This window comes from Enterobacter sp. Crenshaw (genome assembly GCF_024734705.1).
Taxonomy (GTDB): Bacteria; Pseudomonadota; Gammaproteobacteria; order Enterobacterales; family Enterobacteriaceae; genus Enterobacter; species Enterobacter asburiae_B.
In genome coordinates this window covers 2,375,940-2,400,225 of sequence record NZ_CP102932.1, presented here as the reverse complement: position 1 = coordinate 2,400,225, position 24,286 = coordinate 2,375,940, and the positions used below count along the sequence as shown (strand labels likewise).

23 protein-coding genes are annotated in these 24,286 nt (G+C 59.0%); 10 read left to right on the top strand and 13 right to left on the bottom strand.

The genetic code is table 11. The features are described 5' to 3' along the window. Nucleotides 1-124 precede the first annotated feature (124 nt). The 4 genes from NWV12_RS11525 to NWV12_RS11510 form a co-directional block, all read right to left on the bottom strand. Nucleotides 125-1,822: an NAD-dependent malic enzyme gene (locus tag NWV12_RS11525; RefSeq protein WP_039262819.1), complete on the bottom strand. Its 1,698-nt coding sequence runs from the start codon at nucleotides 1,820-1,822 to the stop codon at nucleotides 125-127. A 176-nt stretch (nucleotides 1,823-1,998) separates the two neighbouring features. Beyond that, entirely contained in the window at nucleotides 1,999-2,136 is a 138-nt protein-coding gene (gene sra, locus NWV12_RS11520; protein ID WP_008501714.1) for a stationary-phase-induced ribosome-associated protein, read from the bottom strand. Between the two features lie 95 nt (nucleotides 2,137-2,231). Then, on the bottom strand, nucleotides 2,232-2,447 hold the full coding sequence (gene bdm / locus NWV12_RS11515; RefSeq protein ID WP_013096534.1) for a biofilm-dependent modulation protein: 216 nt from the start codon (nucleotides 2,445-2,447) through the stop codon (nucleotides 2,232-2,234). A 232-nt stretch (nucleotides 2,448-2,679) separates the two neighbouring features. Continuing rightward, nucleotides 2,680-3,531 carry a Vmh family MBL fold metallo-hydrolase gene (locus NWV12_RS11510; RefSeq protein WP_048981277.1) on the bottom strand — a complete coding sequence of 284 codons (852 nt, stop codon included), beginning with the start codon at nucleotides 3,529-3,531 and terminating at the stop codon, nucleotides 2,680-2,682. A 110-nt stretch (nucleotides 3,532-3,641) separates the two neighbouring features. Between NWV12_RS11510 and NWV12_RS11505 the strand changes: the two genes are divergently transcribed. After that, the gene (locus tag NWV12_RS11505; protein WP_048981279.1) at nucleotides 3,642-4,517 is read left to right on the top strand and encodes a LysR family transcriptional regulator; all 876 of its coding nucleotides are present in this window, start codon (nucleotides 3,642-3,644) and stop codon (nucleotides 4,515-4,517) included. Between the two features lie 7 nt (nucleotides 4,518-4,524). On the opposite strand, the gene NWV12_RS11500 is transcribed toward NWV12_RS11505, so the two are convergent. Next, a complete protein-coding gene (locus NWV12_RS11500) occupies nucleotides 4,525-5,484 on the bottom strand; it encodes a hypothetical protein (protein ID WP_048981280.1) in 960 nt (319 codons plus the stop codon). A gap of 115 nt (nucleotides 5,485-5,599) precedes the next feature. On the opposite strand from NWV12_RS11500, the gene NWV12_RS11495 reads away from it, so the two are divergent. Continuing rightward, nucleotides 5,600-6,028, top strand: coding sequence for an OsmC family protein (locus tag NWV12_RS11495; protein WP_023311893.1), 429 nt, complete (start codon nucleotides 5,600-5,602; stop codon nucleotides 6,026-6,028). Between the two features lie 23 nt (nucleotides 6,029-6,051). Here NWV12_RS11495 and NWV12_RS11490 read toward each other — a convergent pair whose 3' ends face one another. Then, the gene (locus NWV12_RS11490; protein WP_048981282.1) at nucleotides 6,052-6,957 is read right to left on the bottom strand and encodes a LysR family transcriptional regulator; all 906 of its coding nucleotides are present in this window, start codon (nucleotides 6,955-6,957) and stop codon (nucleotides 6,052-6,054) included. A 114-nt stretch (nucleotides 6,958-7,071) separates the two neighbouring features. On the opposite strand from NWV12_RS11490, the gene NWV12_RS11485 reads away from it, so the two are divergent. After that, a complete protein-coding gene (locus NWV12_RS11485) occupies nucleotides 7,072-7,821 on the top strand; it encodes an SDR family NAD(P)-dependent oxidoreductase (RefSeq protein ID WP_048981284.1) in 750 nt (249 codons plus the stop codon). Here the strand turns inward: NWV12_RS11485 and NWV12_RS11480 are convergent. Genes NWV12_RS11480 through NWV12_RS11450 form a run of 7 tightly spaced genes read right to left on the bottom strand, consistent with a single transcriptional unit; the run spans nucleotide 7,818 to nucleotide 14,652 of the window. After that, nucleotides 7,818-8,747 (bottom strand): ABC transporter ATP-binding protein, encoded by a 930-nt coding sequence (locus tag NWV12_RS11480; RefSeq protein WP_048981285.1) that lies wholly within the window; start codon nucleotides 8,745-8,747, stop codon nucleotides 7,818-7,820. The genes NWV12_RS11485 and NWV12_RS11480 overlap by 4 nt on opposite strands. After that, nucleotides 8,740-9,726 (bottom strand): ABC transporter ATP-binding protein, encoded by a 987-nt coding sequence (locus tag NWV12_RS11475; protein ID WP_033145622.1) that lies wholly within the window; start codon nucleotides 9,724-9,726, stop codon nucleotides 8,740-8,742. Before NWV12_RS11475 ends, NWV12_RS11480 begins: the two co-directional genes overlap by 8 nt. Next, complete coding sequence (gene ddpC / locus NWV12_RS11470; protein WP_048981287.1) at nucleotides 9,726-10,619, bottom strand: D,D-dipeptide ABC transporter permease; 894 nt, start codon at nucleotides 10,617-10,619, stop codon at nucleotides 9,726-9,728. Before ddpC ends, NWV12_RS11475 begins: the two co-directional genes overlap by 1 nt. Next, nucleotides 10,616-11,638, bottom strand: coding sequence for an ABC transporter permease (locus NWV12_RS11465; protein WP_033145620.1), 1,023 nt, complete (start codon nucleotides 11,636-11,638; stop codon nucleotides 10,616-10,618). Before NWV12_RS11465 ends, ddpC begins: the two co-directional genes overlap by 4 nt. 23 nt (nucleotides 11,639-11,661) lie before the next feature. Then, nucleotides 11,662-13,194, bottom strand: coding sequence for an ABC transporter substrate-binding protein (locus NWV12_RS11460; protein WP_048981293.1), 1,533 nt, complete (start codon nucleotides 13,192-13,194; stop codon nucleotides 11,662-11,664). 15 nt (nucleotides 13,195-13,209) lie between these two features. Next, nucleotides 13,210-13,785, bottom strand: coding sequence for a D-alanyl-D-alanine dipeptidase (gene ddpX / locus NWV12_RS11455; protein ID WP_048981295.1), 576 nt, complete (start codon nucleotides 13,783-13,785; stop codon nucleotides 13,210-13,212). Nucleotides 13,786-13,797: 12 nt separating this feature from the next. Further along, nucleotides 13,798-14,652, bottom strand: coding sequence for a MurR/RpiR family transcriptional regulator (locus tag NWV12_RS11450; protein WP_101744556.1), 855 nt, complete (start codon nucleotides 14,650-14,652; stop codon nucleotides 13,798-13,800). 266 nt (nucleotides 14,653-14,918) lie between these two features. Between NWV12_RS11450 and NWV12_RS11445 the strand changes: the two genes are divergently transcribed. The 7 genes from NWV12_RS11445 (at nucleotide 14,919) to NWV12_RS11415 (ending at nucleotide 24,265) form a co-directional block, all read left to right on the top strand. Beyond that, on the top strand, nucleotides 14,919-16,400 hold the full coding sequence (locus NWV12_RS11445) for a carboxylesterase (protein ID WP_048981298.1): 1,482 nt from the start codon (nucleotides 14,919-14,921) through the stop codon (nucleotides 16,398-16,400). A gap of 95 nt (nucleotides 16,401-16,495) precedes the next feature. Further along, nucleotides 16,496-17,707 (top strand): diguanylate phosphodiesterase, encoded by a 1,212-nt coding sequence (locus NWV12_RS11440; protein ID WP_048981300.1) that lies wholly within the window; start codon nucleotides 16,496-16,498, stop codon nucleotides 17,705-17,707. 88 nt (nucleotides 17,708-17,795) lie between these two features. Continuing rightward, nucleotides 17,796-18,686, top strand: coding sequence for an aminoimidazole riboside kinase (locus tag NWV12_RS11435; protein ID WP_048981302.1), 891 nt, complete (start codon nucleotides 17,796-17,798; stop codon nucleotides 18,684-18,686). Between the two features lie 173 nt (nucleotides 18,687-18,859). Continuing rightward, nucleotides 18,860-20,377, top strand: a complete 1,518-nt coding sequence (locus tag NWV12_RS11430; protein WP_048981305.1) for a carbohydrate porin — start codon at nucleotides 18,860-18,862, stop codon at nucleotides 20,375-20,377. A 66-nt stretch (nucleotides 20,378-20,443) separates the two neighbouring features. Beyond that, on the top strand, nucleotides 20,444-21,814 hold the full coding sequence (locus tag NWV12_RS11425; protein ID WP_048981306.1) for a sucrose-specific PTS transporter subunit IIBC: 1,371 nt from the start codon (nucleotides 20,444-20,446) through the stop codon (nucleotides 21,812-21,814). After that, nucleotides 21,814-23,220 carry a sucrose-6-phosphate hydrolase gene (locus tag NWV12_RS11420; RefSeq protein ID WP_048981307.1) on the top strand — a complete coding sequence of 469 codons (1,407 nt, stop codon included), beginning with the start codon at nucleotides 21,814-21,816 and terminating at the stop codon, nucleotides 23,218-23,220. Before NWV12_RS11425 ends, NWV12_RS11420 begins: the two co-directional genes overlap by 1 nt. Nucleotides 23,221-23,248: 28 nt before the next feature. Next, nucleotides 23,249-24,265 carry a LacI family DNA-binding transcriptional regulator gene (locus NWV12_RS11415; protein WP_029741322.1) on the top strand — a complete coding sequence of 339 codons (1,017 nt, stop codon included), beginning with the start codon at nucleotides 23,249-23,251 and terminating at the stop codon, nucleotides 24,263-24,265. Nucleotides 24,266-24,286 lie beyond the last annotated feature (21 nt).

The following is a 24,286-nucleotide window of genomic DNA, read 5'->3' as shown; positions in this document are numbered from 1 at the left end:
TCACCCTAACCCTCTCCCACAGGGAGAGGGAAAACACCCCGCCCGTAGGCCCGGTAAGCGAAGCGCCACCGGGCGATTGGGCCGCACTGCGTCTCCCTGTGGAAAAGGGAACGGTCAAAGCGAATTAAATCGAGGTACGACGATAGCTGCGGTATTCAGGTTTCCAGAAGTTGTCGTCGATGGCCTGCTGCAGCGCGTCGGCAGAGGTTTTCACCGCCACGCCCTGCTGCTGCGCCATTTTACCTACCGCAAACGCGATAGCGCGCGACACCTTGTGAATGTCTTTCAGCTCCGGCAGCACCAGCCCTTCACCGTTGTTGACCAGCGGCGAGTAGCCCGCGAGGGTTTCGCTCGCCGACATCAGCATTTCGTCGGTAATGCGGGACGCGCCGGACGCGATCACGCCCAGCCCAATGCCCGGGAAGATGTAAGAGTTGTTGCACTGGGCGATCGGATAGGTTTTATCCTTCCACACCACCGGGTCGAACGGGCTGCCGGTCGCGACCAGCGCGTTACCTTCGGTCCAGGCGATGATGTCCTGCGGCGTCGCCTCCACGCGGGAGGTCGGGTTGGAAAGCGGCATCACGATAGGGCGTTCGCAGTGCTTGTGCATCTCGCGAATGATCTCTTCGGTGAAGAGACCGGTTTGCCCGGAAACGCCGATCAGAATATCCGGCTTCACGTTGCGCACCACGTCCAGCAGGGAAAGGACTTCGTTGTCGGTATCCCAGTTTTTCAGGTTATCGCGCTTCTGCACCAGCTTGTTCTGGAACGGCAGCAGGTTCGGCATAGCGTCGGTCAGCAGGCCGAAACGGTCAACCATAAAGACGCGGGAGCGGGCCAGCTCTTCGCTTAAGCCTTCGCGCTGCGTCTGGGCGATGATCTGCTCGGCGATACCACAGCCCGCAGAGCCTGCGCCCAGGAAGACGATTTTCTGGTAGCTCAGCTGGCTGCCGGCTGCGCGGCTGGCGGCGATAAGCGTACCCACGGTCACGGCTGCGGTACCCTGGATGTCGTCGTTAAAGGAGCAGATTTCATCGCGATAGCGGTTCAGCAGCGGCATCGCGTTTTTCTGCGCGAAGTCTTCAAACTGCAGCAGAACGTCCGGCCAGCGGTGCTTCACGGCCTGGATGAAGTCGTCGACAAACTGATAGTACTCGTCGTCGGTAATGCGCGGATGGCGCCAGCCCATATAGAGCGGATCGTTGAGCAACTGCTGGTTATTGGTCCCGACGTCCAGCACCACCGGCAGAGTATACGCCGGGCTGATGCCGCCGCAGGCGGTGTAGAGAGAGAGTTTACCGATTGGGATCCCCATCCCGCCAATGCCCTGGTCGCCGAGGCCGAGAATACGTTCGCCGTCGGTCACCACAATCACTTTGATATTGTGGTTTGGCACGTTCTGCAGAATATCGTCCATGTTGTGACGGTTCTGATAGGAGATGAAAACCCCGCGTGAACGACGGTAGATCTCTGAGAAACGCTCGCAGGCCGCACCCACCGTCGGGGTGTAGATCACCGGCATCATCTCTTCGAGATGGTTCTGCACCAGGCGATAGAAGAGGGTTTCATTGGTGTCCTGAATGTTGCGCAGGTAGATGTGCTTGTCGATTTCGGTTTTGAAACCCTGATACTGGATCCACGCGCGCTCCGCCTGTTCTTCAATGGTTTCAACCACTTCGGGCAGTAAACCCAGCAGGTTAAAGCTGCTGCGCTCTTCCATGCTGAAGGCGCTGCCTTTGTTGAGCAGGGGGAATTCGAGTAAAACCGGTCCGGCGTATGGGATGTATAAGGAACGATGTTTTTTCAGTTTGTTGTCCATGTCACTCACTCTTTTTATGAAGATCCGTCCCTGACACTGCTGTTTGTCATCTTTCTGGCCTGTGCGATGGGGTGCGGTCAGGCGGTATTATAAAGGAGCTAAATATTAATTACCGCAACACATAAACAAAAACACCATCGGGATTACCGATGGTGTTCTGGATCTCAGTCTGGAACTTACTTGCCGGCGTGGCGTTTTCTGCCGGTGGCGTGGGTGACCTGCGTTTCGTGGTCGCCTTCAATCACCACTTTACGCTGATTTGAAAGCTTGTAGTTCAGTCCCAGAATATGGCGTGCCTGACGGTTCGATTTCATGTTAACTCCTCAATCCTGTTGATAGTTTTAAGGACCAGTTTGCTTACGCAAACGAAATGTAACCCCTTAGGTTGCAGATCCAGCTTAGCAGGTTTTTACAAGGGTGCGTTTTGCCCGCTAACGACGTAGTTAATGGTCTGCTGGTAGATGTCACTGAGGATGTCATTATCCGTGGATTCCACCCATTTGGTCAGTTCCATCAAAATGTCATCTTCAGTCACAGCACCGTGCTCGGCGTGAAGACCCTGCGCAATCGCGTTAACGAGTTCAGGTTGTGCTGCTGCAGTATTAGCCGGGTAATAAGTAAACATGCTGCCTCCGTGTCGTTGTCTGTTTAATGGTACGGCTCGCAAAAAATTTAATTCATAAACAGAATGGCAAATATTTTCCCGGTTGTGGTTCAGATTCATCTTAGAAATAAAAATGACATAAGTGCATGCTTTTATGCGCTTTTAAAAGGTGTGGCTATATCGGCGGGTAACGGCGGGGATATTTTGGCGGTGCTCCTGCTATCGCGGAAATATAGCAGGAGCCGTTTTTAAATTACCACTTCATTTCGCCAGTATTCACTTTGGCGCTTAATTCCAGCGAGCTTTCATCAGCCAGGCCTGGATACTGTTTTTTCAGGGTGCTAATGACGCCTGCGGAATCTTTATGCGCGGCTAAAGCCTTTTCAAAGCGCTGCAGATAGTCGCGGGTAAACTCAATCGCGCCAGTGCCCGCTGGAGGAGTGCCCAGGTAGTGGCCCGGGATCACGCGTTCAGGTTTGTGCGCGGCCATATTCTCCAGCGTTTCCTGCCACTGCTTGCGGCTTTCCGGCGTCTGGGTGTCTGCCGTCCAGACGTGAATACCCCAGGCTACCCCGGTGCCGCCGAGGATCGTTTTTGCCGACGGGATCCACACATAGGCCGCATAGCTGTCTGGCTGTTCGATATCGATCTTTTCCCCGTCAACCATGAACGTGGTGGAGGCAAGCACCTGCGGGACGACCAGCTCCGTTGGCGCGCCGTCCTTCATCTGTGGCCCCCAGAAGGCGAGCTTGGCGTCTTTGGTGGCTTTAATATGGTCAACCACATGCTGCGTGGCCACCACTTTGGCATTCGGGAAGGCTTTGACCAGCGGCTGCAGGCCAAAATAGAAATCCGGATCGCCGGAGGTGATCACAATCTTGTTCAGGGTTTTACCGCTGCGGCGAATTTTCTCTACCAGCGCTTCGCCATCCTTCACGCTGAACTGCGCGTCAAACAGCACCGCCTCTTTCGGGCCTGAAACCAGCGTGGAGGAGACCGGGAAAATGCCTTTTTCCTGCGGGTTATAAGTATCAATGGTTAACGGCGCGGCAAAAACCGCAGGAGTGAAAAGGGTGGAAAGCAGGGCAAGGTGAGTGAATTTCATGCTGTTGTCTCTGTTGTTCAGGAATGTGTCTATTGTACGGATATTCTCATTTGCCAGAATTCCTGAAACAAGACATGCTTAGTTTCATAAATCGAGCAAATGGAGCTTATATGGATCGCGTTATCGCCGCTCAGGTCTACAACCGGATATGCGAGCTGGGCAGTTTGAGCGCGGCGGCCCGCGCGTTGGGCATTTCCCGACCGATGGTGAGCCGCTACCTTGAACAAATGGAGAAGTGGGCGGGAACGCGGCTGGTAAACCGCTCCACGCGCAAGCTGACGCTGACCGCGGCAGGGGAAAAGGTGCTGCAAAAAACGCGGACGCTCTCGCAGATTTCGCAGGAAATCGAGGGGCAGTCGGAGAAAGATCTGCCGTCCGGCACGCTGCGGGTGGCCTGCGCCCATTTTACCGCCATGCACCTGATTGCGCCGGTCCTGCCTGAGCTGCTCTCGCGCTACCCGCAGCTGCGCATCGAGCTGGACGTGAATAACCACCCGGTCAGCCTGGTGGGAGAGCGCATTGATGTCGCCGTGCGCATTACCGACAACCCCGAACCCGGCATGATTGCCCGCCGGCTGGGGGAGTGTCGCTCGGTGCTTTGCGCCTCGCCGGAGTACCTGGCACAGCACGGTATCCCCGTCAGCCCTGAAGAATTAGCGCAGCACAACTGTCTGCACTACAGCTTTTTTGCCGGGCAATCCTGGCACTTCGTGACGCCGGAAGGGGAAAGCCTGAGCGTGGCCGTCAGCGGCAACCTGAGCGCCAGCATCTCTTCGCTGTTGATGGACGCGGCGATTAAGCACTGCGGTATCGCCATGCTGCCGGAGCGCGAAGCGTCTGCCGCGCTGGAACAGGGATTACTGGTGCCGGTGCTGGAGGCGCTTGAGCCGAAACCGCTTGCCATCCATGGCATTTATCAGTCCCGGGAATACCAGCCTGCCGCGCTGCGCGTGTTCCTTGACGAACTGTCGCGCTACCTGGCATAAGAAAGGATTACTTCGCCTTTAGCCAGGGAGACGTCGTGCTCCAGAAAATAATATCGGCACCGAGATAACTTTCGCCGAAGCGGACAAATTCCGCTTTGGTGAACGGTTTTCCGGTCTGAGGATCCTTATAGGTCAGGGTCGGCTCCTGAACCGCCATGGCGATGAGCGGCAGCGTCTGTTTATTTTTATGGAAGAAGGGATAGGCATTCTTCATGTGGGCCTTGCGGTTGGGAACAATGTCCGGCCCACCCAGGCCGATATTGTTAGCGCTGGCGTACGCAAACAGACGCCCCATGTAGTTGTGGTCGTTATCCCATTCGCACGGCCAGAAGTTCACGTACTGCACCACGTGTGATTTCTGAAAAACCTTTCGCGCAAAGGCCAGGTTTTCCATTTCACCCGCGAAATAGCCGTCGCAGGTAAATCCGGCGGGCGGATTTTTTTCGTCGAGATCAATGGCGGTTTCGGGCAGGTTTACCCCATACACCTCGCCATCAAAGCGTTTCGCGAGGGCGGCAAGCAGTGCCTGGTAGCGCTGGCGCACGGCGGGATCCCACTGACGCGCCACCCATCCTGAACCGACCGGCTTGCCTTCGCCGGGGTTATCGAACTGCGGCGCAATCCCGCCACCGTACTGCGTGTCGCGCATCAGATAGTCCGGAACGTAGCGGGCGTCCGGCTCAAAGAAACGATCCTGGATTTGAATAAATAGCTTTTTTCCGGCGGCCTTAACGCGCGCCAGATCCTGTTCAATCCGCGAGAAGTCATAGCTGTTCTTCTCGGGTTCCAGCAGGCGCCAGTTGTAAACGATCTGCACGCCGCCGATATCGCTTCGCGCAACGAGGGGAAACGCCGCGTCGAGATCGCCCGAGCTGGTATAGATAAAATTCTCCGGCGTTTTTGCCAGTGAAGACAGCGATAAAGCCAGCGTGGTTACGGCAACGGCCATCCTGATTTTTAGCGCCATATCATTATCCTTTTTGTTGGTACAGCAGGTGAAAGTCCTGGAATTGTCTGTGTTCCAGGGTGGGGCAGATGCGTAGTCTATACTTAACCCTTTGTAAGCCAAAAGGAGAGCAAGAATGACTATTCATAAGCACGGTTCGGCACACTGGTCTGGCGACATTAAGCGCGGAAAAGGAACGGTTTCCACCGAGAGCGGCGTTCTCAATCAACAGCCTTATGGTTTCAATACCCGCTTTGAGGGTGAAAAGGGGACCAACCCCGAAGAGCTGATTGGCGCGGCACATGCGGCCTGCTTCTCAATGGCGCTGTCGCTGATGCTCGGGGAAGCGGGCTATACTGCCGATTCCATTGATACTACGGCGGACGTCTCGCTGGATAAAACCGACGGCGGCTTTGCCATCACTAAGGTTGCCCTGAAAAGCAAGGTGACCGTTCCAGGCATTGCCCCGCAGCAGTTCGACGGCATTATTCAGAAAGCAAAAGCGGGCTGTCCGGTCTCGCAGCTTCTGAAAGCCGAGATTACTCTGGACTATAAGCTTAACTAAGCCCCAGCCGGGTTCGCGCCCGGCTATCCCTTCAGCGCGGCAGGGAACACCTCCGCCAGCCAGGCAATAAACACCTTCAGGCGGTGCGTCAAATGCCGGTTCTGCGGGTAAACCACATGAAACGGATATGCGGCAGGACGCCAGTCGCCCAGAATCGCCGTCAGCGTCCCCGCCTGCAAATCCCCCTTTGCCGAATACTCAAACGTTTGAACGATTCCCAGCCCCGCCGCGGCAGCCGCCAGATGGGCATTACTTTCATTGACGCCGAGATAGTGCGGAATGTTGATTTCCAGCGCCTCGCCGTTCTGCCGGAAGCGAAACGGAAAGGGCCGTCCGGTGACGGGCGAGAGATAGCTAATCAGCTTGTGGCCGTTGCGCAGCTCCTGCGGATAGGCCGGGACGCCATGATTTCTCAGGTAACCCGGCGTCGCGCAGGTGACCATTTCCGCGTTTCCGAGATGACGGGCAATGAGGGTCGAGTCGTCCAGCGGACCGCCGCGGATCACGCAGTCTACGTTACCGCTGATGAGATCGACCGGCCGGTCGGCCACGCCAAGGTCGATGCGGATCTCCGGGTAGCGCTGCATAAATTCCGGAAGCAGAGGGATGAGCACGTCCCGTGCGGTGGAGCCGCCCACGTCAACCCGCAAATGCCCTTTTGGCGTCGCGCGGGAAATGCGAAACGAGGTGTCGATATCTTCGATATCAATCAGCACCCTGAGCGCTTTTTCATAGTATTCCATCCCTTCAGGCGTCGCGACCACCCGGCGAGTGGTGCGGTGCAGAAGGCGTATCTCAAGGTGCGCCTCAAGCGATTTGACCAGCTTGCTCAGCGTGGCGATCGGCATATTCAGCGAGTCCGCCGCGCGGGTAAAGCTGCCGGATTCCACGACCCGCGTAAAGGCGCGCATCGCCATGAGCTGGTCCATGATGACCTCGGATTATTTCTGTTTGTGAATAGTCATTTTCATTTTTGCCCGTTTTTCACTAATGCCGCAAGGGCTAAAGTTTGTCCAACGCAAACCCAACAAAAGGTGAATGACATGAACACGACTCTCTCAGGAAAAATCTCACTGGTCACCGGCGGCAGCACCGGCATTGGTCTTGCCACGGCGCAGGAGCTGGCGGCGCAGGGCGCGAAGGTGTACATCACCGGTCGTCGCCAGGCCGAGCTGGACGCGGCGGTAGCAGAGATTGCTTCTGACGCAGTGGGCATTCGCGCGGACGTCTCAAAGCTTGCCGATCTGGATGAGGTTTATGCCCGGATAGCCAAAGAAGAAGGCCGTCTTGATATCCTGTTCGCCAATGCCGGTGGCGGCGATATGCTGCCGCTGGGCGCGATCACCGAAGAGCAGTTTGACCGGATTTTCGGCACCAACGTGCGCGGAGTGCTGTTTACGGTGCAGAAGGCGCTGCCGCTGTTATCCGCCGGATCGTCGATTATTCTGACCGGCTCGACGGTGTCCATTAAAGGGACGGCAAACTTCAGCGTCTACAGCGCCAGCAAGGCCGCCGTGCGCAACTTTGCCCGCTCCTGGGCGCTGGATTTGCAGGGCCGCGGGATCCGCGTCAACGTGGTGAGCCCGGGCCCGATCAAAACGCCAGGTCTCGGCGATCTGGTGCCGGAAGAACACCGTCAGGGGCTGTACGACGCGCTGGCCGCGCAGGTACCGCTGGGGCGTTTAGGCGCGCCGGGTGAGGTGGGGAAAGCGGTGGCGTTTCTGGCCTCCGACGCGGCCAGCTTTATTAACGCCACCGAGCTGTTTGTGGACGGCGGGATGGCGCAAATCTAACCCAGACTGCGCCAGCAACGCACGTTACAGCCCTCGCGTGAGGGCTGTAGCGGCTGCGGCTGTTCACACCCCTGCGCTGCTATCGGACAACGGTCGCGGAAAAAACAGCCTTCGGGCAGATGACGATTGCCGGGAAGCTCCGTTTTGCGCAACGCCAGATTTTCATCCAGCGGTTCACCGGTGCGGGGAACCGAGTCGAGCAACAGACGGGTATAGGGATGGCGCGGCTCGCCAAGCACCTGCGCGGCGCTGCCCAGCTCCACAATCTGCCCGAGGTACATCACCGCCACCCGGTCGCTCATGTGTCTGACCACCGAAACGTTATGCGAAATTAACACGTAGGTCAGATTACGCTGCTGCTGCAGGTTCACCAGCAGGTTGAGGATTTGCGCCTGCACGGAGATATCCAGCGCGCTGGTGGGTTCATCAAGCACGATAATATCGGGGTTGGAGGAGAGCGCCCGGGCGATGGCGATGCGCTGGCGCTGCCCGCCGGAGAAGGCGTGCGGAAGCCTGTCGAGATATTCCGGGCGAATGCCCACCTGCAGCGCCAGGTTTTCTGCCAGCTGGCGGCGTTCGCGCTCGCTGCTGCGTTTTTGCACCCACACCGGCTCGGTGATGATGCGCCAGACCGGCAATCGCGGGTCGAGGGAGGAGAGCGGATCCTGAAACACCATCTGCATGCCGCCCGCGTGGTGCGCCCGCTGACACGCGCCGGTGCTGGGCTTAAGCATGCCCATCAGCAGCTGGGCCAGCGTGCTTTTCCCGCAGCCGGATTCCCCGACAATGCCCAGCGTTTCCCCCCGACGGATCTGAAGATCGAGCCCGTTGAGGGCATGTACCTGTTCCGTTACGCGCCCCAGCCAGTTTTTGCGCGCCGCAAAGTTCACGTGCACGCTATCCAGTTCCAGCAGTACATCAGACATGGTGTTTCTCCCGTTGTGGATACCAGCAGGCAGCCTGTTGGCCTTCTGCGCCATTGGGCTGTAAGCGCGGCGTTTCGCTGCATTTCGCCCCAGCGGCAAAGCAGCGCTCGCGGAAGGCGCAACCCTGCGGAAGCTGGCTGAGGTTGGGCACCGTGCCGGGAATGGCGGGAAGCAGGTCGCGCGGCTGGCCGTTTTCCGGGGCGCACCGCAGCAGGCCGATGGAATAGGGATGCACGGGGCGGTGGATCAGCGTTTGCGTGGCACCGCTCTCGATCACGCTGCCCGCATACATCACGTACATTCTGTCGCAAAGCTGCGACACCACGGCCATATCATGGCTGATAAACAACACCGAGGTACCGCTGGCCCGCGCCTTATGCTTCAGCAATCGCAGCACCTGGAGCTGGACGGTAACGTCCAGCGCGGTGGTCGGTTCGTCGGCGATGATCAGCTCCGGCTCGCAGGAGAAGGCAAGGGCGATCATCACCCGCTGACGCATGCCGCCGGAGAGTTCAAACGGATAACGCTCCATGACCTGCTTCGCGTCCGGGATTTGCATCTCTTCCAGCAGGGTAATCGCCTTCTGCTGCGCCTCGCGCCGCGAAAGCGGCTGATGCTGGCGGATCACCTCCACCATCTGTTTGCCAATCCGCCGCGTCGGGTTGAGGGCGGTCATGGGCTCCTGAAAAATCATCGCCACTCGTGCACCGCGCCACTGGCGAAGCTGCTTCTCGGACGCCGTCAGGACGTTTTCGCCGAGTAACTTCACCTGACCGTGATGAATGCGGTAGCTTCCTTCCGGCAGCAGCCGCATGGCGAGCATGGCGGTCACGGATTTGCCCGAACCCGACTCGCCCACCACGCCGACAATTTCGCCCCTGCCGATCTCCAGCGAGACGTGGTTCAGCGCGTGGACCTCTCCGCGAAAAATCGGGAAGCTCAGGTGCAGGTCCTCAATACGTAATACCGGTTCGGTCATTACTGTTTTCCTCCCGATTTCGGATCCAGCAGATCGCGGATACCGTCGCCAAACAGGTTAAAGCCCACGGCGGTAATCAAAATCGCCGCACCGGGAAAGGCGCAGTACCACCACTGGTCCAGCACGTAGTTACGGCCAACGGCCACCATCGCCCCCCATTCGGCGGTGGGCTGCTGCGCGCCCAGGCCGATAAACCCCAGCGTGGCGGCCATCAGAATGGCGCTGCCGATGTCCAGCGAAGCCTGCACAATCAGCGGCGGCAGGGCGTTGCGCAGGATATGCCAGCGGATCAAATGCCAGCGGGACGCGCCAAACGTGCGGGCGGCCTGAACGTAGGTAAACTGGCGCACCACCAGGGTTTGCCCGCGCGCCAGGCGGACGTAAAACGGGATGCGGACAATCGCAATCGCCAGCATGGCGTTGAACAGGCTCGGACCGAGCGCGGCGGCCAGCGCCATGGTCAGCACCAGGGAAGGAATGGAGAGCATGATGTCCATCACCCGCATGATGATGGCGTCGCCGCGCCCGCCCAGTACGCCGGACAAACAGCCCAGCAGCGAGCCAATACCGCCCGCAATCACCACGACCGCCAGCCCGGCGGTAATCGACTGCTGGCTGCCCGTCAGCACGCGGCTAAACAGGTCGCGTCCCACCTCATCGGTACCAAACCAGTGTTGCGCAGACGGCGCCAGCAGGCGTGCGGTCAAATCCAGCGCGTTCGGGTCATGCGGCACAATCCACGGCGAAGCCACCATCAGGAAGAGCATCGCAATCATAATGACGCCGCCAACGATCGTGAGCGGGCTTTGACGCAGCATCCAGAACAGCTTTGCCCAGTTGATGCGTTGTCCGGCGGTTTTAGCCGGGACGGGCGTTTCCTGCGTTAACATCATTCGGCACCTCCGCGCCCGATTCGCGGGTCAATCCACAGGTAAAGCAGATCGACCACCAGATTAACCAGCACGTAGGCCAGCGAAACGACGACGGCAAAGCCCATCACGGCAGGGAAATCGAGCGCCTGAATGGACGTCACCACCCACGCGCCCATGCCCGGCCAGGCAAAGACGGTTTCGGTCAGCACGGCGCCGTAGAGCAGATCGCCCAGCGCCAGCCCGAGCACGGTAATGGACGGGATCATCGCATTCGGCAGGGCGTAGCGCAGGACGATGTACCAGCCGGGCAGGCCGCTGGCGCGCGCGGTGCGGATGTAATCCTCGCTAAGCTGCTCCAGCATCGCCGAGCGAACCTGGCGCGCCACGATCCCCAGGTGAACAAACGCCAGCGTCAGCGAGGGTAAAATCAGGTGCTGAAGCGCGTTGAAGAACACCTCACCGTTGCCCTCCAGCAGCGCGTCCAGCAGATAAAATCCGGTGACGTGCGTCGGGGGATCGAGCCAGTCGTCCAGCCTGCCGCCGCCCGGCAGGATCTGCAGGTGCCCGTAGAACAGCACGATGACGCCCAGCCCGAGCCAGAAGGCCGGCGTGGAGATCCCGGTCATCGCCATTAAACGCACCAGGTGATCCAGCCAGCGGTTGCGGTACACCGCCGATAAAATCCCCAGCGGCACGCCGATGACCAGCGCCAGCAGCAGAGAACAAAAGGCCAGCTCCAGCGTGGCGGGGAAAAAGGCCTTCAGGTCTTCCGCGACCGGGCGTCCGGTGCGGATGGACGTGCCTAAATCACCGTGCGCCAGAGCGTCCACGTAGCGGCCAAACTGCACATACAGGGGCTGGTCCAGCCCTAGCTGCTGGCGGATGTTCTGCACGATTTCGTCGCTGGCGCGGTCGCCGGCCAGCAGACGGGCCGGATCGCCGGGGATCAGGTGTGAAATAATAAAGGTGATAATACAGACACCGGCCACCACCAGGATTAACCCCCAGCAGCGCTGGCGCACTATGCTCCAGAACGTCATACGCTTTCCCCCGGCGAGAACCGTTATTTGCTCATGGTGGCGATGTTGAACACCTGCTCGAGCATCGGATTAAAGGTGAAGCCTTTGACCTCTTTGTTCATCGCCAGCTGGTAGTTTTTCTGGAACAGATAAACGTAGGCCGCCTCGTCGATAACCACCTTTTGCGCCTGCTGGTAATCTTTGGTGCGTTCCGCCTGGTCAGTGGTTTTCAGCGCGGCCTGCAGGAGCGAATCAACCTCTTTGTTCTCATAGAACGAACGGTTGCCCGGCAGCCCTTTTTTGTCCGATTCGAACCAGTAGTTCATGAACATGTACGGGTCGGCAAAGTCCGGGCTCCAGTTGCCGATGGCAATGTCGTAATCGCCTTTTCCGACGCGGTCGCGCATGGTGGCGTTGGCCAGTTTTTCCAGCTTGACGCTAATGCCGATCTTGCCGAGGCTGGCCTGAGTGGAGAGGGCGATAGGCTCCCAGTTCGGATCGTTGTCCGAGTAGAGGAAGGTCAGGCTGGCGGGTTTGTCTTTGACCTTCTCCAGCGCCGCTTTGGCTTTGCCCTCGTCAAAGCTGTACTGCATTGCCGTGGCGTCAAAGCCCCACATGCCTTCCGGGATCGGGCCGCGCATCTGCTTGCCGTTGCCGCTCAGAATGCCCTTCACCATGCCCTGGTAATCCGTCGCCCAGGAGATGGCCCGGCGTAAATCCACCTGATTGAGCGGCGCTTTGCTGTTGTTGAGATAGAGGTAAGTCACGCGCAGGGACGGGTATTCCGCGACGGCGACTTTACCTTCCTGCTTCAGGGCCGCAAGCTGATCGACCGGCAGGGAGTCGGCAATGTCCAGATCGCCGCGGGAAAGCTGCAGTCGGCGCGAAGCGCTCTCACCGATAATTTTCACCGATACGCGCTTAAAGTGCGGCTTCTCGCCCTGCCAGTGGGGGTTAGGCACCAGGATCAGCTGCTGGCCTTTCTGCCAGCTTTTCAGCATAAACGGCCCGGAACCGGCGGTGTTTTGCGCCAGAAAACCGCGAGCATCGTCTGCCGCGTTGGCCTTCAGCACCGCCGGGTTAATGATGGACGCCCCGTCGTTTGCCAGCGTGTAGAGGAACGGCGCGAACGGCTGGCTGAGGGTGAACTTCACCGTATGGTCATCGACGGCATCAATTTTCAGGTCTTTCGGGAAGGCTTCAGACGGCCCCTGGCCGAGCTTCAGCAGGCGCTCAAAGGAGAGCTTTACCGCCTCGGCGGTGACCGGCGTGCCGTCGGAAAATTTCGCGTTATCCGCCAGGGTAAAGGTCCACTCTTTCTGGTCTTCAGACGCCTTCCAGCCCGTCGACAGATCGCCTTCCACCTCGGTAGAGCCTGGCTTGTACTTGACCAGACGCTGGTAGGACGGATAGGTGACGGTCCAGTCGTTGTTATCAATGGTGATGGCAGGATCGAGCGTTTGCGGGTCGGCGGCTTTACCGATCGCCAGCATGTCTTTCGGGACCGCAGCCAGCGCCAGCGGTGCGCTCAGGGCCAGCGTGGCGGCGATCAGCGTCGAGAGAAGCGATGTTTTCATGGCAGTGCTCCAGGTTTAGAGAGAAGTGTGCGTCAGGGGAAAACAGGCAAAACGGTCGTCAAGCAGCGGGTAGCTGGCGGCGTTCGGCAGTTCGAAGTGCCACCATTCGCTGCTGATACCCACAAAACCACCGCCGAACATGATGGCGTTCAACAGCAGACGGTTGCGCTGGGCGTGCGGCGGCACGGAGGGGTGATACGGATGCGAGCGGTCGTGCATTTCGTCAAAACCGGCCCCCATATCCAGCACGGCGTTATGTTCATCCATCAGGGTGACGTCGATGGCCGTACCGCGGCTGTGATTGGAGCCAATCGCGACGTCGACCACGTATTCCGGGTTAGGGCAGGCATCCCACAGCTGAGCCTGCGCCTGCTGCGGCCGATAGGCGTCGTACACCACCAGCTTCAGCCCGGCCAGCGAGGCAATGCTGATGGCTTTTGCCAGCGCGGTGGCCGCGTCGGTATGCAGCAGGCACAGCGCCTCCTGATAGATCGGATGGCCGGTGATGTTGTCGGCGGTGGCGTACTTCAGATCGATATGCAGCGTGGGAAACGTCTTCGCCACATCAATCAGTTCACTCTCTTCGGGCATAGCTCCGCTCCTTTAGCGTTCGAATTGACCAAACTCTTGTTGTAATTGCCGGTTTACCGCCAGACGCGCCGGGAGCGCCTCACCCAGCGCCTCCACCACGCCCGACAGCAGCAGGTTGAACAGACAGCTCACGGGGGCAAGTGAATCCCAGAAGTGACCGGTATCGGTTTTCACCTGCAGTAAATCCATCGGGTAATCCCGCGCCCACGGGCACCAGATATCGGTGATTAAGGCCAGCGGAATGCCTTTCTCGCTGGCGACGCGGCAGTACTGGCGGGCCATCGCGGAGTAGGTGCGCGTATCGGTCAGCACGACGTACGGGTGCGAAAACCCCGAGTTGAGGGATTCCACCCAGCTGCCGGAAGCGCCCTCTGAATAGCTCACGCGCGGGCGGAGGTACTCGAGGTGGCTGAAGAAGGCGTTGGCAATCCCGCGCGTGGACTGGATCCCCAGCACAAACACCGCGTCGGCGTGGGCGAGGTTGTGCACCACCTGACGGAAGGCGTCCGTTTGCGCCAGCTGGTACACCTGCGTGATGGCATCCACTTCCAGCGACAGGGCGTGCTGAAGGCGGCTGGAAAGGGGGCGCTGCTGCTGCCAGGAGTCCAGCCGCTCGTTCATGCCCCAGGGCTGATACGGATCGCGTAGGTTCTTTTTGGCATCTTCCAGGTTGCGATACCCCAGCTTGCGCAGGAAGCGTCCGACGGTAATTCCGCTGGTCCCGCTCGCCTGACCGATGCTCTCCGCCGTTTCAAACGGGATTTGCGCGGCGTGCGCCAGCAGCCAGCTTCCGACCCGCTTTTCGCTGGGCGTGAGCTGGCTGAACGTCGCTTCGATACGGCTCAATATCTCAGGTTTCGTCGTCATACCGCCTCGCTGTTAACAGGCTGTCAATGGCCGATTTTTTGTTACCTGGTTAACAATGCATGACGCGTGCCATGTTCACAGGGCGGGTGAAACCCGCTGTGCAGTAAACTTCATGCAATATTTGCTTAACCAATGATCAACATTTGTGCAGCGTAGTTCACTTTTGGTGCACTGTCTGACGCGGCAGGTATGAATTTGGTGAATACGTCAGTCCGTTCACATTTTTGATAAGATAGATGTACTGTGAATATAAAAGGGATCCCGGCATGGCAAATCTGCCCTGGCGAGTCAGCGTGCGCCTGATGGCGCTTGCAAAGAAAATAGGGATGGTCGTCGGGATCGTACTGGTCGTCCTGCTGGCGGTTCGGGTCTATCTCTCGCAGCAGGGACCGGAACTGCACCTGTGGCATACCTGGCGGGCCGATGAGATGTCCGTGCGCGAGATGGATAACGCCGATTTTGCCCGGTATATCGCCCGGGAAAACGCTATTTTCGCCGATCTTTATAATGCGGTGACGGCGAAAACAGAGGGCGAGGAACGTACGCCGTTAAACCGCTATTATCGCCAGAGCCTGGTGTGGCCGGGACAGTTTACGCCCGATGCCAACCGCTCCTTTGTGCTGATGCCTGCCGGAAAGCCGCGCGGCGCGGTGGTGCTGCTGCACGGTCTGACGGACTCGCCTTACAGCGTCCGGCGGCTTGCCGTGAACTATCAACAGCACGGCTTTGTGGCCGTGGTCCCGCGTCTGCCCGGGCACGGTACCGCGCCCGGCGCGCTGACGGACGTCGACTGGGAGATGTGGCTCGCGGCGACGCGTCTTGCGGTGCGGGAAGCCACGCGTCTGGCGGGCGAGGCTGCGCCTTTGCATCTGGTGGGTTACTCCAACGGCGGGGCGCTGGCGATGAAATATGCCCTCGATGCGCTGGACGCGCCTTCGCTGCGTAAACCGCAGCAGGTGATACTGCTCTCACCTATGATCGGCGTGACGGCCTTTGCGCGCTTTGCCGGTTTCGCCGGGTTACCGGCGCTGCTGCCGGCGTTTGCTAAAGCGGCGTGGCTGAATATCTCTCCGGAATATAACCCGTACAAATATAACTCGTTCCCGGTGAACGCCGCCCGCCAGTCATGGCTTTTGACGAAGGCCCTGCAGGAGCAAATTGGCCGCGAGGCGCGGGAGAACAGGCTGGCGAATTTGCCGCCGATTCTGGCGTTCCAGTCGGTCATGGATTCCACGGTCAGCACCCGCGCGGTGGTGACCGGCCTGTTTGACCAGCTTTCGGCAAACGGCAGCGAGCTGGTGGTGTTTGACATCAACCAGGCGGCGAGCTTCCGCCCGCTGTTCAAACCGTCGTCGTGGACGGCAACCTCGGCGCTGCTGCCGGTTGCGCAGAGGCGTTACGGTGTCACGATTATTACCAATGCGGACGCACACAGTTTCTCGACGGTGGCGAAAATCACTCCGGCAGGCAGCACCCGGGAGACGGTCGTGCCGCTCGCGCAGGCCTGGCCGCAGGATGTCTATTCCCTGTCGCACGTTGCGGTGCCGTTCCCGCCGGATGACGATCTCTATGGTCGTGAACCACGCTTGAAAAACCGCTACGGCATCAGCCTGGGGACGATTGCGCTCTGGGGCGAAACGTCCGTATTAAGCGTCGGAAAAGAGGCGCTGATGCGGGTCACCTCGAACCCGTTCTACGACTATATGCAGGGGCGGATAGACAGCCGAATTGGCAGCGGGGAAAAGTAACGTTCCCCTGCGGTGTGAATATGTTAGGTCGCATTGATTAAGTATGTTAAATAGTAGCTTCAAGGCACCTCTCTTTCTCATCGGAACCCATTTTTGTGCTGACGACTCTGATCTACCGAAGCCAGTTGAATTTGTCCTGTCAGTCCTCCGCGCTGAGGGAGCTGGTGGAGCGCGCCCGGATCCGCAATGCCAGTCTGAATATCACCGGGGTTCTGCTTGCAAAAGGCAGTGACGTGCTGCAAATACTCGAAGGGTCGGAAGAGAGCGTGCTTAAGCTGTTCCATAAAATCCGTGACGACAAGCGTCACAGTGGAGTGGTAGAGCTGATGCGGGACTATGGCCCGCGCAGACGCTTCGAAAACGTCGGTATGCTGCTGTTCGATCTGAAGACGCAGTCACCGAAAGAGGTGCTGCAGTCGGTTCTGAATTACAGCAAGCTGGACAGCTATCTCACATCCGATGACCGGGTGTTCAAATTTATCCAGACGTTTATCACTGGTAAACGTCCGGCCCTGTCGGGCGCACGCTACGTACCTGAAAAATGGACGCTTTCACCCGAGGCGTTGCCCTTTGGCGAACACCTGGGGCTGATGGCCAACCAAACCTGTCAGTTTGCGCTCCAGCCCATCGTTGAGCCCTCGGAAGGGAAGATCAGTTCGCTTGAAGCCCTTATCCGCGGCAACGACGGCGGCAGCCCGGAGCATTTCTTCAGCACCCTCGACCCGGACAAAATCTACGAAGTCGATCTCCAGACGAAAGCGTATGCCTTTGCGCTGGCGGAAAAACTGGGGATTGGCAGCCATAAGATTGCGGTAAACCTGCTGCCGATGTCGCTGGTGAATGTTCCCAACGCCGTGGAATTCCTGGTCAGCGAGATAAAAAAACATGGGCTGCAGCCGGAGCAGGTAGTCATTGAAGTGACGGAAAACGAGATGATTTCCGGCTTCAACCAGTTCAATAGCGCCATCAAGCAGCTTCGCGGTGAGGGGATTGGCCTGGCGATCGATGATTTCGGTTCCGGCTATGCCGGTCTTTCGCTGCTGACCCGCTTTCAGCCGGACAAAATTAAGATCGACCGGGAGATAGTCAGCGATATCCACCTCAGCGGCCCGAAGCAGGCGATTGTGCGCTCCATCGTCAGCTGTTGCTCCGATCTCGAAATTACCCTGGTGGCCGAAGGGATCGAGAAGATAGAGGAGTGGTGCTGGCTCGAGTCTGCCGGGATCCGGCGTTTCCAGGGCTTTCTGTTTGCCCGCCCGCAGCTTAATGGCGTCGGTGATATTCACTGGCCGCATCTGGTGCGTTAGCCAATTTTCCTCCCGCGTTATTTCCCCTTCGTCCTGCCTGTGCTTAAATAGCTAAAACGGTTTAACATGGTTTAGCTAAGAGGATCACATGAAAAAAATCTGGGTACTTGGCGATGCGGTGGTGGATTTGCTGCCCGATGGAGAAGGCAGATTGCTGCAGTGTCCCGGCGGCGCACCGGCAAACGTTGCGGTCGGTATTGCCCGGCTGGGCGGCCAGAGCGCCTTTATCGGCAGGGTTGGCGACGATCCCTTCGGGCGCTTTATGGCGAAAACTCTCGCTGACGAAAAGGTTGACGTGAAGTCTATGCGCCTTGACCCGGCGCACCGCACCTCAACGGTGGTGGTCGATCTGGATGACCAGGGCGAACGCTCGTTTACCTTTATGGTGCGCCCGAGCGCCGATCTGTTTCTCGAATCCGCCGATCTGCCGACGTTCAGCGCCGGGGAGTGGCTGCACGTCTGTTCCATCGCATTAAGCGCAGAGCCGAGCCGTTCTGCGACGTTTGAGGCGATGGCCGCCATTCGTGAGGCGGGCGGTTACGTCAGCTTCGACCCCAATATTCGCCCGGATCTCTGGCCGGATGAGAACGCGCTGCGCCGCTGCCTGGAGCAGGCCCTGCAGAGCGCCGACGTGGTGAAACTCTCCGTCGAAGAGCTGGCGTTTCTAACCGGAGATGTCGAGGTAAACGTCGGTCTGGACGCGCTGATGGCGCGCTGCCCGGCGCGTCTGGTGCTGGTCACCCAGGGAAAAGAGGGGGTGATCGCCTGGCATGATGCCACCGTAAAACACTATCCTGCAACGCCCGTCGAGTGTGTCGATACCACCGGCGCGGGCGATGCCTTCGTGGCGGGGCTGCTCTACGGACTGGCCGCCGGGCAGGACCTGACGCCGGTCATCGCCTTAGCCCAGCGCTGCGGCGCATTAGCCACCACGGCCAAAGGGGCAATGACCGCATTGCCCTGGCAGCACGATCTGTAATTCCCTCCTTCACTGGCCGCCATCCGGCGGCCTGAATTGTCGCCTCGATCACACTTACTAAAACGGTTTAGCAAAAAAGATTGCCGATCCAAAATTCAGAGGTTTAGTATCAACAACCTAAACCGGTTTAGCAATTTAGCACGTTTAATGACTTCTTTTAGGGATGCGACAAAATGTATAAAAAACGCAGACTTGCCGTGATGATAGGCATGCTGGCCGGAAGTACCTCTGTTTTTGCCCAGACGGATATGACAAGTATCGAAGCGCGTCTTGCCGCGATGGAGCAGCGCCTCCAGGCGGCGGAAACGCGTGCGCAGGTGGCTGAGAAACGCGCCACGGATGCGGAACAAAAAACGCAGCAGCTGGTGGCCGCGCAGCAGCAGACGCAAACGACAACCCAGGCGGTGGCGCAGCGCACCACCGCGCTGGAGAAGAAGGCGGATCAAAGCAGCGGGTTTGAGTTCCACGGCTACGCGCGTTCGGGCCTGCTGATGAACGATGCGGCCTCCAGCAGCAAAAGCGGTCCTTATCTGACCCCGGCCGGCGAAACCGGCGGCGCGGTAGGGCGTCTGGGTAATGAAGCCGACACCTACGTCGAACTGAACCTGGAGCACAAGCAAACTCTGGATAACGGCGCCACCACGCGCTTCAAAGCGATGCTGGCCGACGGTCAGAGAACCTATAACGACTGGTCAGCCGATACCAGCGATCTCAATATTCGCCAGGCCTTCGTGGAGCTGGGCAACCTGCCTGATTTTACCGGCGCGCTGAAGGGCAGCACCTTCTGGGCGGGTAAACGCTTCGACCGCGACAACTTTGATATTCACTGGCTGGACTCCGACGTGGTGTTCCTGGCCGGTACCGGCGGCGGCGTCTATGACGTGAAATGGAACGAGTCGCTGCGCAGCAACTTCTCCATCTACGGCCGTAACTTCGGCAGCGTGGAGCAGACCGACAATAACGTTCAGAACTATATCCTCAGCATGAACCACTTCGCCGGACCGTTCCAGCTGATGGTGAGCGGCCTGCGGGCGAAGGATAACGACGACCGTAAAGACACCAACGGCGATCTCATCAAAACTGACGCCGCCAATACCGGCGTTCATGCCCTGGTCGGGTTGCATAACGAGAGCTTCTACGGCCTGCGGGAAGGGACAGCCAAAACGGCGCTGCTGTACGGTCACGGGCTGGGTGCGGAAGTAAAAAGCATCGGTTCCGACGGCGCGCTGCTGTCTGAGGCGGATACCTGGCGCTTCGCAAGTTACGGTGTCACGCCAGTCGGCGGCTGCTGGAGCGTTGCGCCCGCCGTACTGGCGCAGAGCAGTAAAGATCGCTACGTGAAGGGCGATAGCTATGAGTGGGTGACGCTCAACACCCGCCTGATTAAAGAGGTGACGCAGAACTTCGCCCTGGCGTTTGAGGGAAGCTATCAGTACATGGATTTAAATCCGGAAGGCTATAAGGACCGCAACGCCGTCAACGGCAGTTTCTACAAGCTGACCTTTGCGCCGACGTTAAAAGCGAGCAAAATCGGCGATTTCTTCAGCCGTCCGGAGCTGCGCCTGTTTGCCACCTGGATGGACTGGAGCAGCAAACTGGATCATTACGCCAGCGATGATGCCTTTGGCAGCAGCGGCTTCAACGCCGGCGGGGAATGGAACTTTGGGGTCCAGATGGAAACCTGGTTTTAACCCATCACGCTCCCGCCCGGCGGGAGCGTTTCGCACATCATAAAAAGAAGTCAGGCAGAGGTATCTATGGATTTTAATCAAATCGCCCGCGAGCTTATCCCGCTGCTCGGTGGCAAGGAAAATATCGCCAGCGCGGCGCACTGCGCAACGCGTCTTCGTCTGGTGCTGGTCGATGACGCGCTTGCGGATCAGCAGGCGATCGGCAAGGTCGACGGCGTAAAAGGCTGTTTTCGTAACGCCGGGCAGATGCAGGTGATTTTTGGCACGGGCGTGGTCAACAAGGTCTACGCCGTGTTTATTCAGGCGGCGGGGATTAGCGAATCCAGTAAATCTGAGGCTGCGGATCTGGCGGCGCGCAAGCTGAACCCGTTCCAGCGCATTGCCCGTCTGCTCTCCAACATCTTTGTGCCGATCATTCCCGCGATTGTGGCATCCGGCCTGCTGATGGGCCTGCTCGGCATGGTGAAAACCTACGGCTGGGTCAATGCGGATAACGCTCTCTACATCATGCTGGACATGTGCAGCTCCGCGGCGTTTATCATTCTGCCTATTCTGATCGGCTTTACCGCCGCGCGGGAATTTGGCGGTAACCCGTATCTCGGCGCGACGCTGGGCGGCATTCTGACGCACCCGGCGCTGACCAACGCCTGGGGCGTGGCCTCCGGCTTCCACACCATGAACTTCTTCGGCCTTGAGATTGCGATGATTGGCTATCAGGGCACGGTGTTCCCGGTGCTGCTGGCGGTCTGGTTTATGAGCATCGTGGAGAAAAACCTGCGCCGCGCGATCCCGGACGCGTTAGACCTGATCCTGACGCCGTTCCTTACCGTCGTTATCTCCGGCTTTATCGCCTTGCTGATTATCGGCCCGGCGGGGCGCGCGCTGGGCGACGGCATCTCCTTTATCCTGAGCACGTTAATTGAACACGCGGGCTGGCTGGCCGGGCTGCTGTTCGGCGGGCTTTACTCGGTGATTGTGATCACCGGTATTCACCACAGCTTCCACGCGATCGAAGCCGGGCTGCTGGGCAACCCGTCGATTGGCGTTAACTTCCTGCTGCCGATTTGGGCCATGGCGAACGTGGCGCAGGGCGGCGCCTGTCTGGCGGTGTGGTTCAAAACCAAAGATGCCAAAATCAAAGCCATTACCTTGCCGTCGGCGTTCTCTGCGATGCTGGGCATCACCGAAGCGGCCATTTTTGGTATCAACCTGCGCTTTGTTAAGCCGTTTATCGCCGCGCTGATCGGCGGCGCTGTGGGCGGGGCCTGGGTGGTCTCAGTCCATGTGTACATGACCGCCGTTGGTTTGACCGCTATTCCGGGCATGGCCATCGTGCAGGCCAGCTCGCTGCTCAACTATATTATCGGTATGGTGATTGCCTTCGGCGTGGCGTTTACCGTCTCACTGCTGCTGAAATATAAAACGGACTCTGAATAATGACGTTACCTTCCCGCTGGCCTGCGATCCTGCAGGCCGTTATGAAAGGTCAGCCGCGGGCGCTGGCGGATAGCCACTATCCGCAGTGGCACCCCGCGCCGGTGACGGGGCTGATGAACGATCCCAACGGGTTTATCTGGTTTGCCGGCCGCTACCACCTGTTCTATCAGTGGAACCCGCTGGACTGCGAGCATCGGTTTAAATGCTGGGGGCACTGGAGCTCTGCGGACCTGGTGCACTGGCAGCACGAGCCGCTGGCGCTGATGCCGGATGAAGCGTATGACCGCAACGGCTGCTACTCCGGTAGCGCCGTGGATAACGATGGCGTTTTAACACTGTGCTATACCGGCAACGTCAAGTTCGATGACGGCAGCCGCACCGCCTGGCAGTGCCTCGCAGTGGAACAGCCGGACGGGACCTTTACGAAGCTGGGGCCGGTGCTGGCGCTGCCGGAAGGCTACACTGGCCACGTGCGCGACCCGAAGGTGTGGCAGCACGACGGGATGTGGTACATGGTGCTCGGCGCGCAGGATCTGCAAAAGCGCGGCAAGGTGCTGCTGTTTAAATCAGCCGATTTGCACGCCTGGGCGTCCTGCGGGGAAATCGCCGGTCACGGGGTTAACGGCCTGACGGACGCGGGGTATATGTGGGAGTGTCCGGACCTGTTCGCCCTCGACGGAACGCACATCTTAATCAGCTGTCCGCAGGGGCTGGCGCGCGAGCAGCATCGCTATCTCAATACCTATCCGGCGACCTGGACGAGCGGGGCGTTTGACTATTCGAATGCCGCGTTCGATCACGGCGACCTGCACGAGCTGGACGCGGGCTTTGAGTTTTACGCTCCGCAAACGACGCTGGCGGAAGACGGCCGACGCATTCTGATCGGCTGGATGGGCGTACCGGACGGGGAAGAGATGCTTCAGCCAACCCGGGCGCACGGCTGGATGCACCAGATGACCTGCCCGCGCGAATTACGCTATCGCGACGGCAGGCTCTGGCAGACCCCGGCGCGCGAGCTGGCGGCGCTGCGTGAAGATGAGCAGCGCTGGCAGGGGCGCGCCAGCGAGGCGCCGGACCTGGACGCGACGTGCCTGGAGTTTGAGCTGAGCGCATCGCAGGTGAATGTCGATTTTGGCGGCGCGCTGCGCCTTACGGTCGATGAGCGGGGCATACGTCTTGAACGCGCGAGCCTGAAAACCGGTGAAACGCTGACCCGCTACTGGCGGGGCGACGTCAGCCATTTGCGTATTCTCTGCGACCGCTCCAGCGTTGAAATTTTCATCAATCACGGTGAAGGGGTGATGAGCAGCCGCTATTTTCCTGACCATCCGGCCCGGGTGCGATTCGAAGGTGCGTCCGATATCACATTACGCTACTGGTCGCTGCGCGCCTGCATGATAGAATGAGGGTTTTGGCAGCCGGATCTAAGTCGTTGTGAGAAAAACAAAACGCGTCACCATTAAAGACATCGCGGAGCTGGCGGGTGTGTCAAAAGCCACCGCCAGCCTGGTCCTGAACGGGCGCAGCAAAGAGCTTCGCGTGGCGGAAGAGACGCGCGAGCGCGTGCTGGCGATTGCAAAAGAGCACCACTATCAGCCCAGCATTCACGCCCGGTCGCTGCGCGATAACCGCAGCCACACCGTTGGTCTGGTAGTTCCGGAGATCACCAACTACGGTTTTGCCGTGTTTTCTCACGAGCTGGAAACGCTGTGCCGCGAGGCGGGCGTTCAGCTGCTGATCTCCTGCAGCGATGAAAACCCGGGGCAGGAGACGGTGGTGGTGAACAACATGGTGGCGCGTCAGGTGGATGGGCTGATTGTGGCCTCCAGCATGCTTAACGATGCGGACTACCACAAGCTGAGCGAGCAGCTGCCCGTTGTCCTGTTTGACCGCCACATCAACGACAGCGCGCTGCCGCTGGTGATCACCGACTCCATTACCCCGACGGCGGAACTGGTGGCCGACATTGCGCGCCAGCATCCTGATGAATTCTACTTCCTCGGCGGCCAGCCGCGCCTTTCTCCGACGCGCGACCGCCTGGAAGGGTTTAAGCAAGGTCTGCGAGAGGCGGGCGTGGAGCTGCGCCCCGAGTGGATCATTCACGGCAACTATCACCCGAGCTCCGGTTACGAGATGTTTGCTGAACTCTGCGCCCGTCTGGGGCGTCCGCCGAAAGCGCTGTTCGCCGCCGCCTGCGGGCTGCTGGAAGGGGTGCTGCGCTATATGGGCCAGCACAACCTGTTGCAAAGTGATATCAGGTTAGCCAGTTTTGACGATCATTATCTCTACGATTCGCTGACGATCCCGGTGGATACCATTCGTCAGGATAACCGCCAGCTGGCGTGGCACTGCTTTGATTTGATTAGCAAATTGATCGAAGGGGAGACGCCGCAGCCGTTGCAGCGCAAGCTCAATGCCACCCTGCAGCGACGCTATAAGCCAGCGAAATAGCCCGGTTCGATACTTCAATAA

Coding starts and splice junctions, on each gene's coding strand:
- NWV12_RS11525 (WP_039262819.1), bottom strand. CDS start 1,822: ATGGACAACAAACTGAAAAAACATCGTTCCTTATACATCCCATACGCC.
- sra (WP_008501714.1), bottom strand. CDS start 2,136: ATGAAATCGAACCGTCAGGCACGCCATATTCTGGGACTGAACTACAAG.
- bdm (WP_013096534.1), bottom strand. CDS start 2,447: ATGTTTACTTATTACCCGGCTAATACTGCAGCAGCACAACCTGAACTC.
- NWV12_RS11510 (WP_048981277.1), bottom strand. CDS start 3,531: ATGAAATTCACTCACCTTGCCCTGCTTTCCACCCTTTTCACTCCTGCG.
- NWV12_RS11505 (WP_048981279.1), top strand. CDS start 3,642: ATGGATCGCGTTATCGCCGCTCAGGTCTACAACCGGATATGCGAGCTG.
- NWV12_RS11500 (WP_048981280.1), bottom strand. CDS start 5,484: ATGGCGCTAAAAATCAGGATGGCCGTTGCCGTAACCACGCTGGCTTTA.
- NWV12_RS11495 (WP_023311893.1), top strand. CDS start 5,600: ATGACTATTCATAAGCACGGTTCGGCACACTGGTCTGGCGACATTAAG.
- NWV12_RS11490 (WP_048981282.1), bottom strand. CDS start 6,957: ATGGACCAGCTCATGGCGATGCGCGCCTTTACGCGGGTCGTGGAATCC.
- NWV12_RS11485 (WP_048981284.1), top strand. CDS start 7,072: ATGAACACGACTCTCTCAGGAAAAATCTCACTGGTCACCGGCGGCAGC.
- NWV12_RS11480 (WP_048981285.1), bottom strand. CDS start 8,747: ATGTCTGATGTACTGCTGGAACTGGATAGCGTGCACGTGAACTTTGCG.
- NWV12_RS11475 (WP_033145622.1), bottom strand. CDS start 9,726: ATGACCGAACCGGTATTACGTATTGAGGACCTGCACCTGAGCTTCCCG.
- ddpC (WP_048981287.1), bottom strand. CDS start 10,619: ATGATGTTAACGCAGGAAACGCCCGTCCCGGCTAAAACCGCCGGACAA.
- NWV12_RS11465 (WP_033145620.1), bottom strand. CDS start 11,638: ATGACGTTCTGGAGCATAGTGCGCCAGCGCTGCTGGGGGTTAATCCTG.
- NWV12_RS11460 (WP_048981293.1), bottom strand. CDS start 13,194: ATGAAAACATCGCTTCTCTCGACGCTGATCGCCGCCACGCTGGCCCTG.
- ddpX (WP_048981295.1), bottom strand. CDS start 13,785: ATGCCCGAAGAGAGTGAACTGATTGATGTGGCGAAGACGTTTCCCACG.
- NWV12_RS11450 (WP_101744556.1), bottom strand. CDS start 14,652: ATGACGACGAAACCTGAGATATTGAGCCGTATCGAAGCGACGTTCAGC.
- NWV12_RS11445 (WP_048981298.1), top strand. CDS start 14,919: ATGGCAAATCTGCCCTGGCGAGTCAGCGTGCGCCTGATGGCGCTTGCA.
- NWV12_RS11435 (WP_048981302.1), top strand. CDS start 17,796: ATGAAAAAAATCTGGGTACTTGGCGATGCGGTGGTGGATTTGCTGCCC.
- NWV12_RS11430 (WP_048981305.1), top strand. CDS start 18,860: ATGTATAAAAAACGCAGACTTGCCGTGATGATAGGCATGCTGGCCGGA.
- NWV12_RS11425 (WP_048981306.1), top strand. CDS start 20,444: ATGGATTTTAATCAAATCGCCCGCGAGCTTATCCCGCTGCTCGGTGGC.
- NWV12_RS11420 (WP_048981307.1), top strand. CDS start 21,814: ATGACGTTACCTTCCCGCTGGCCTGCGATCCTGCAGGCCGTTATGAAA.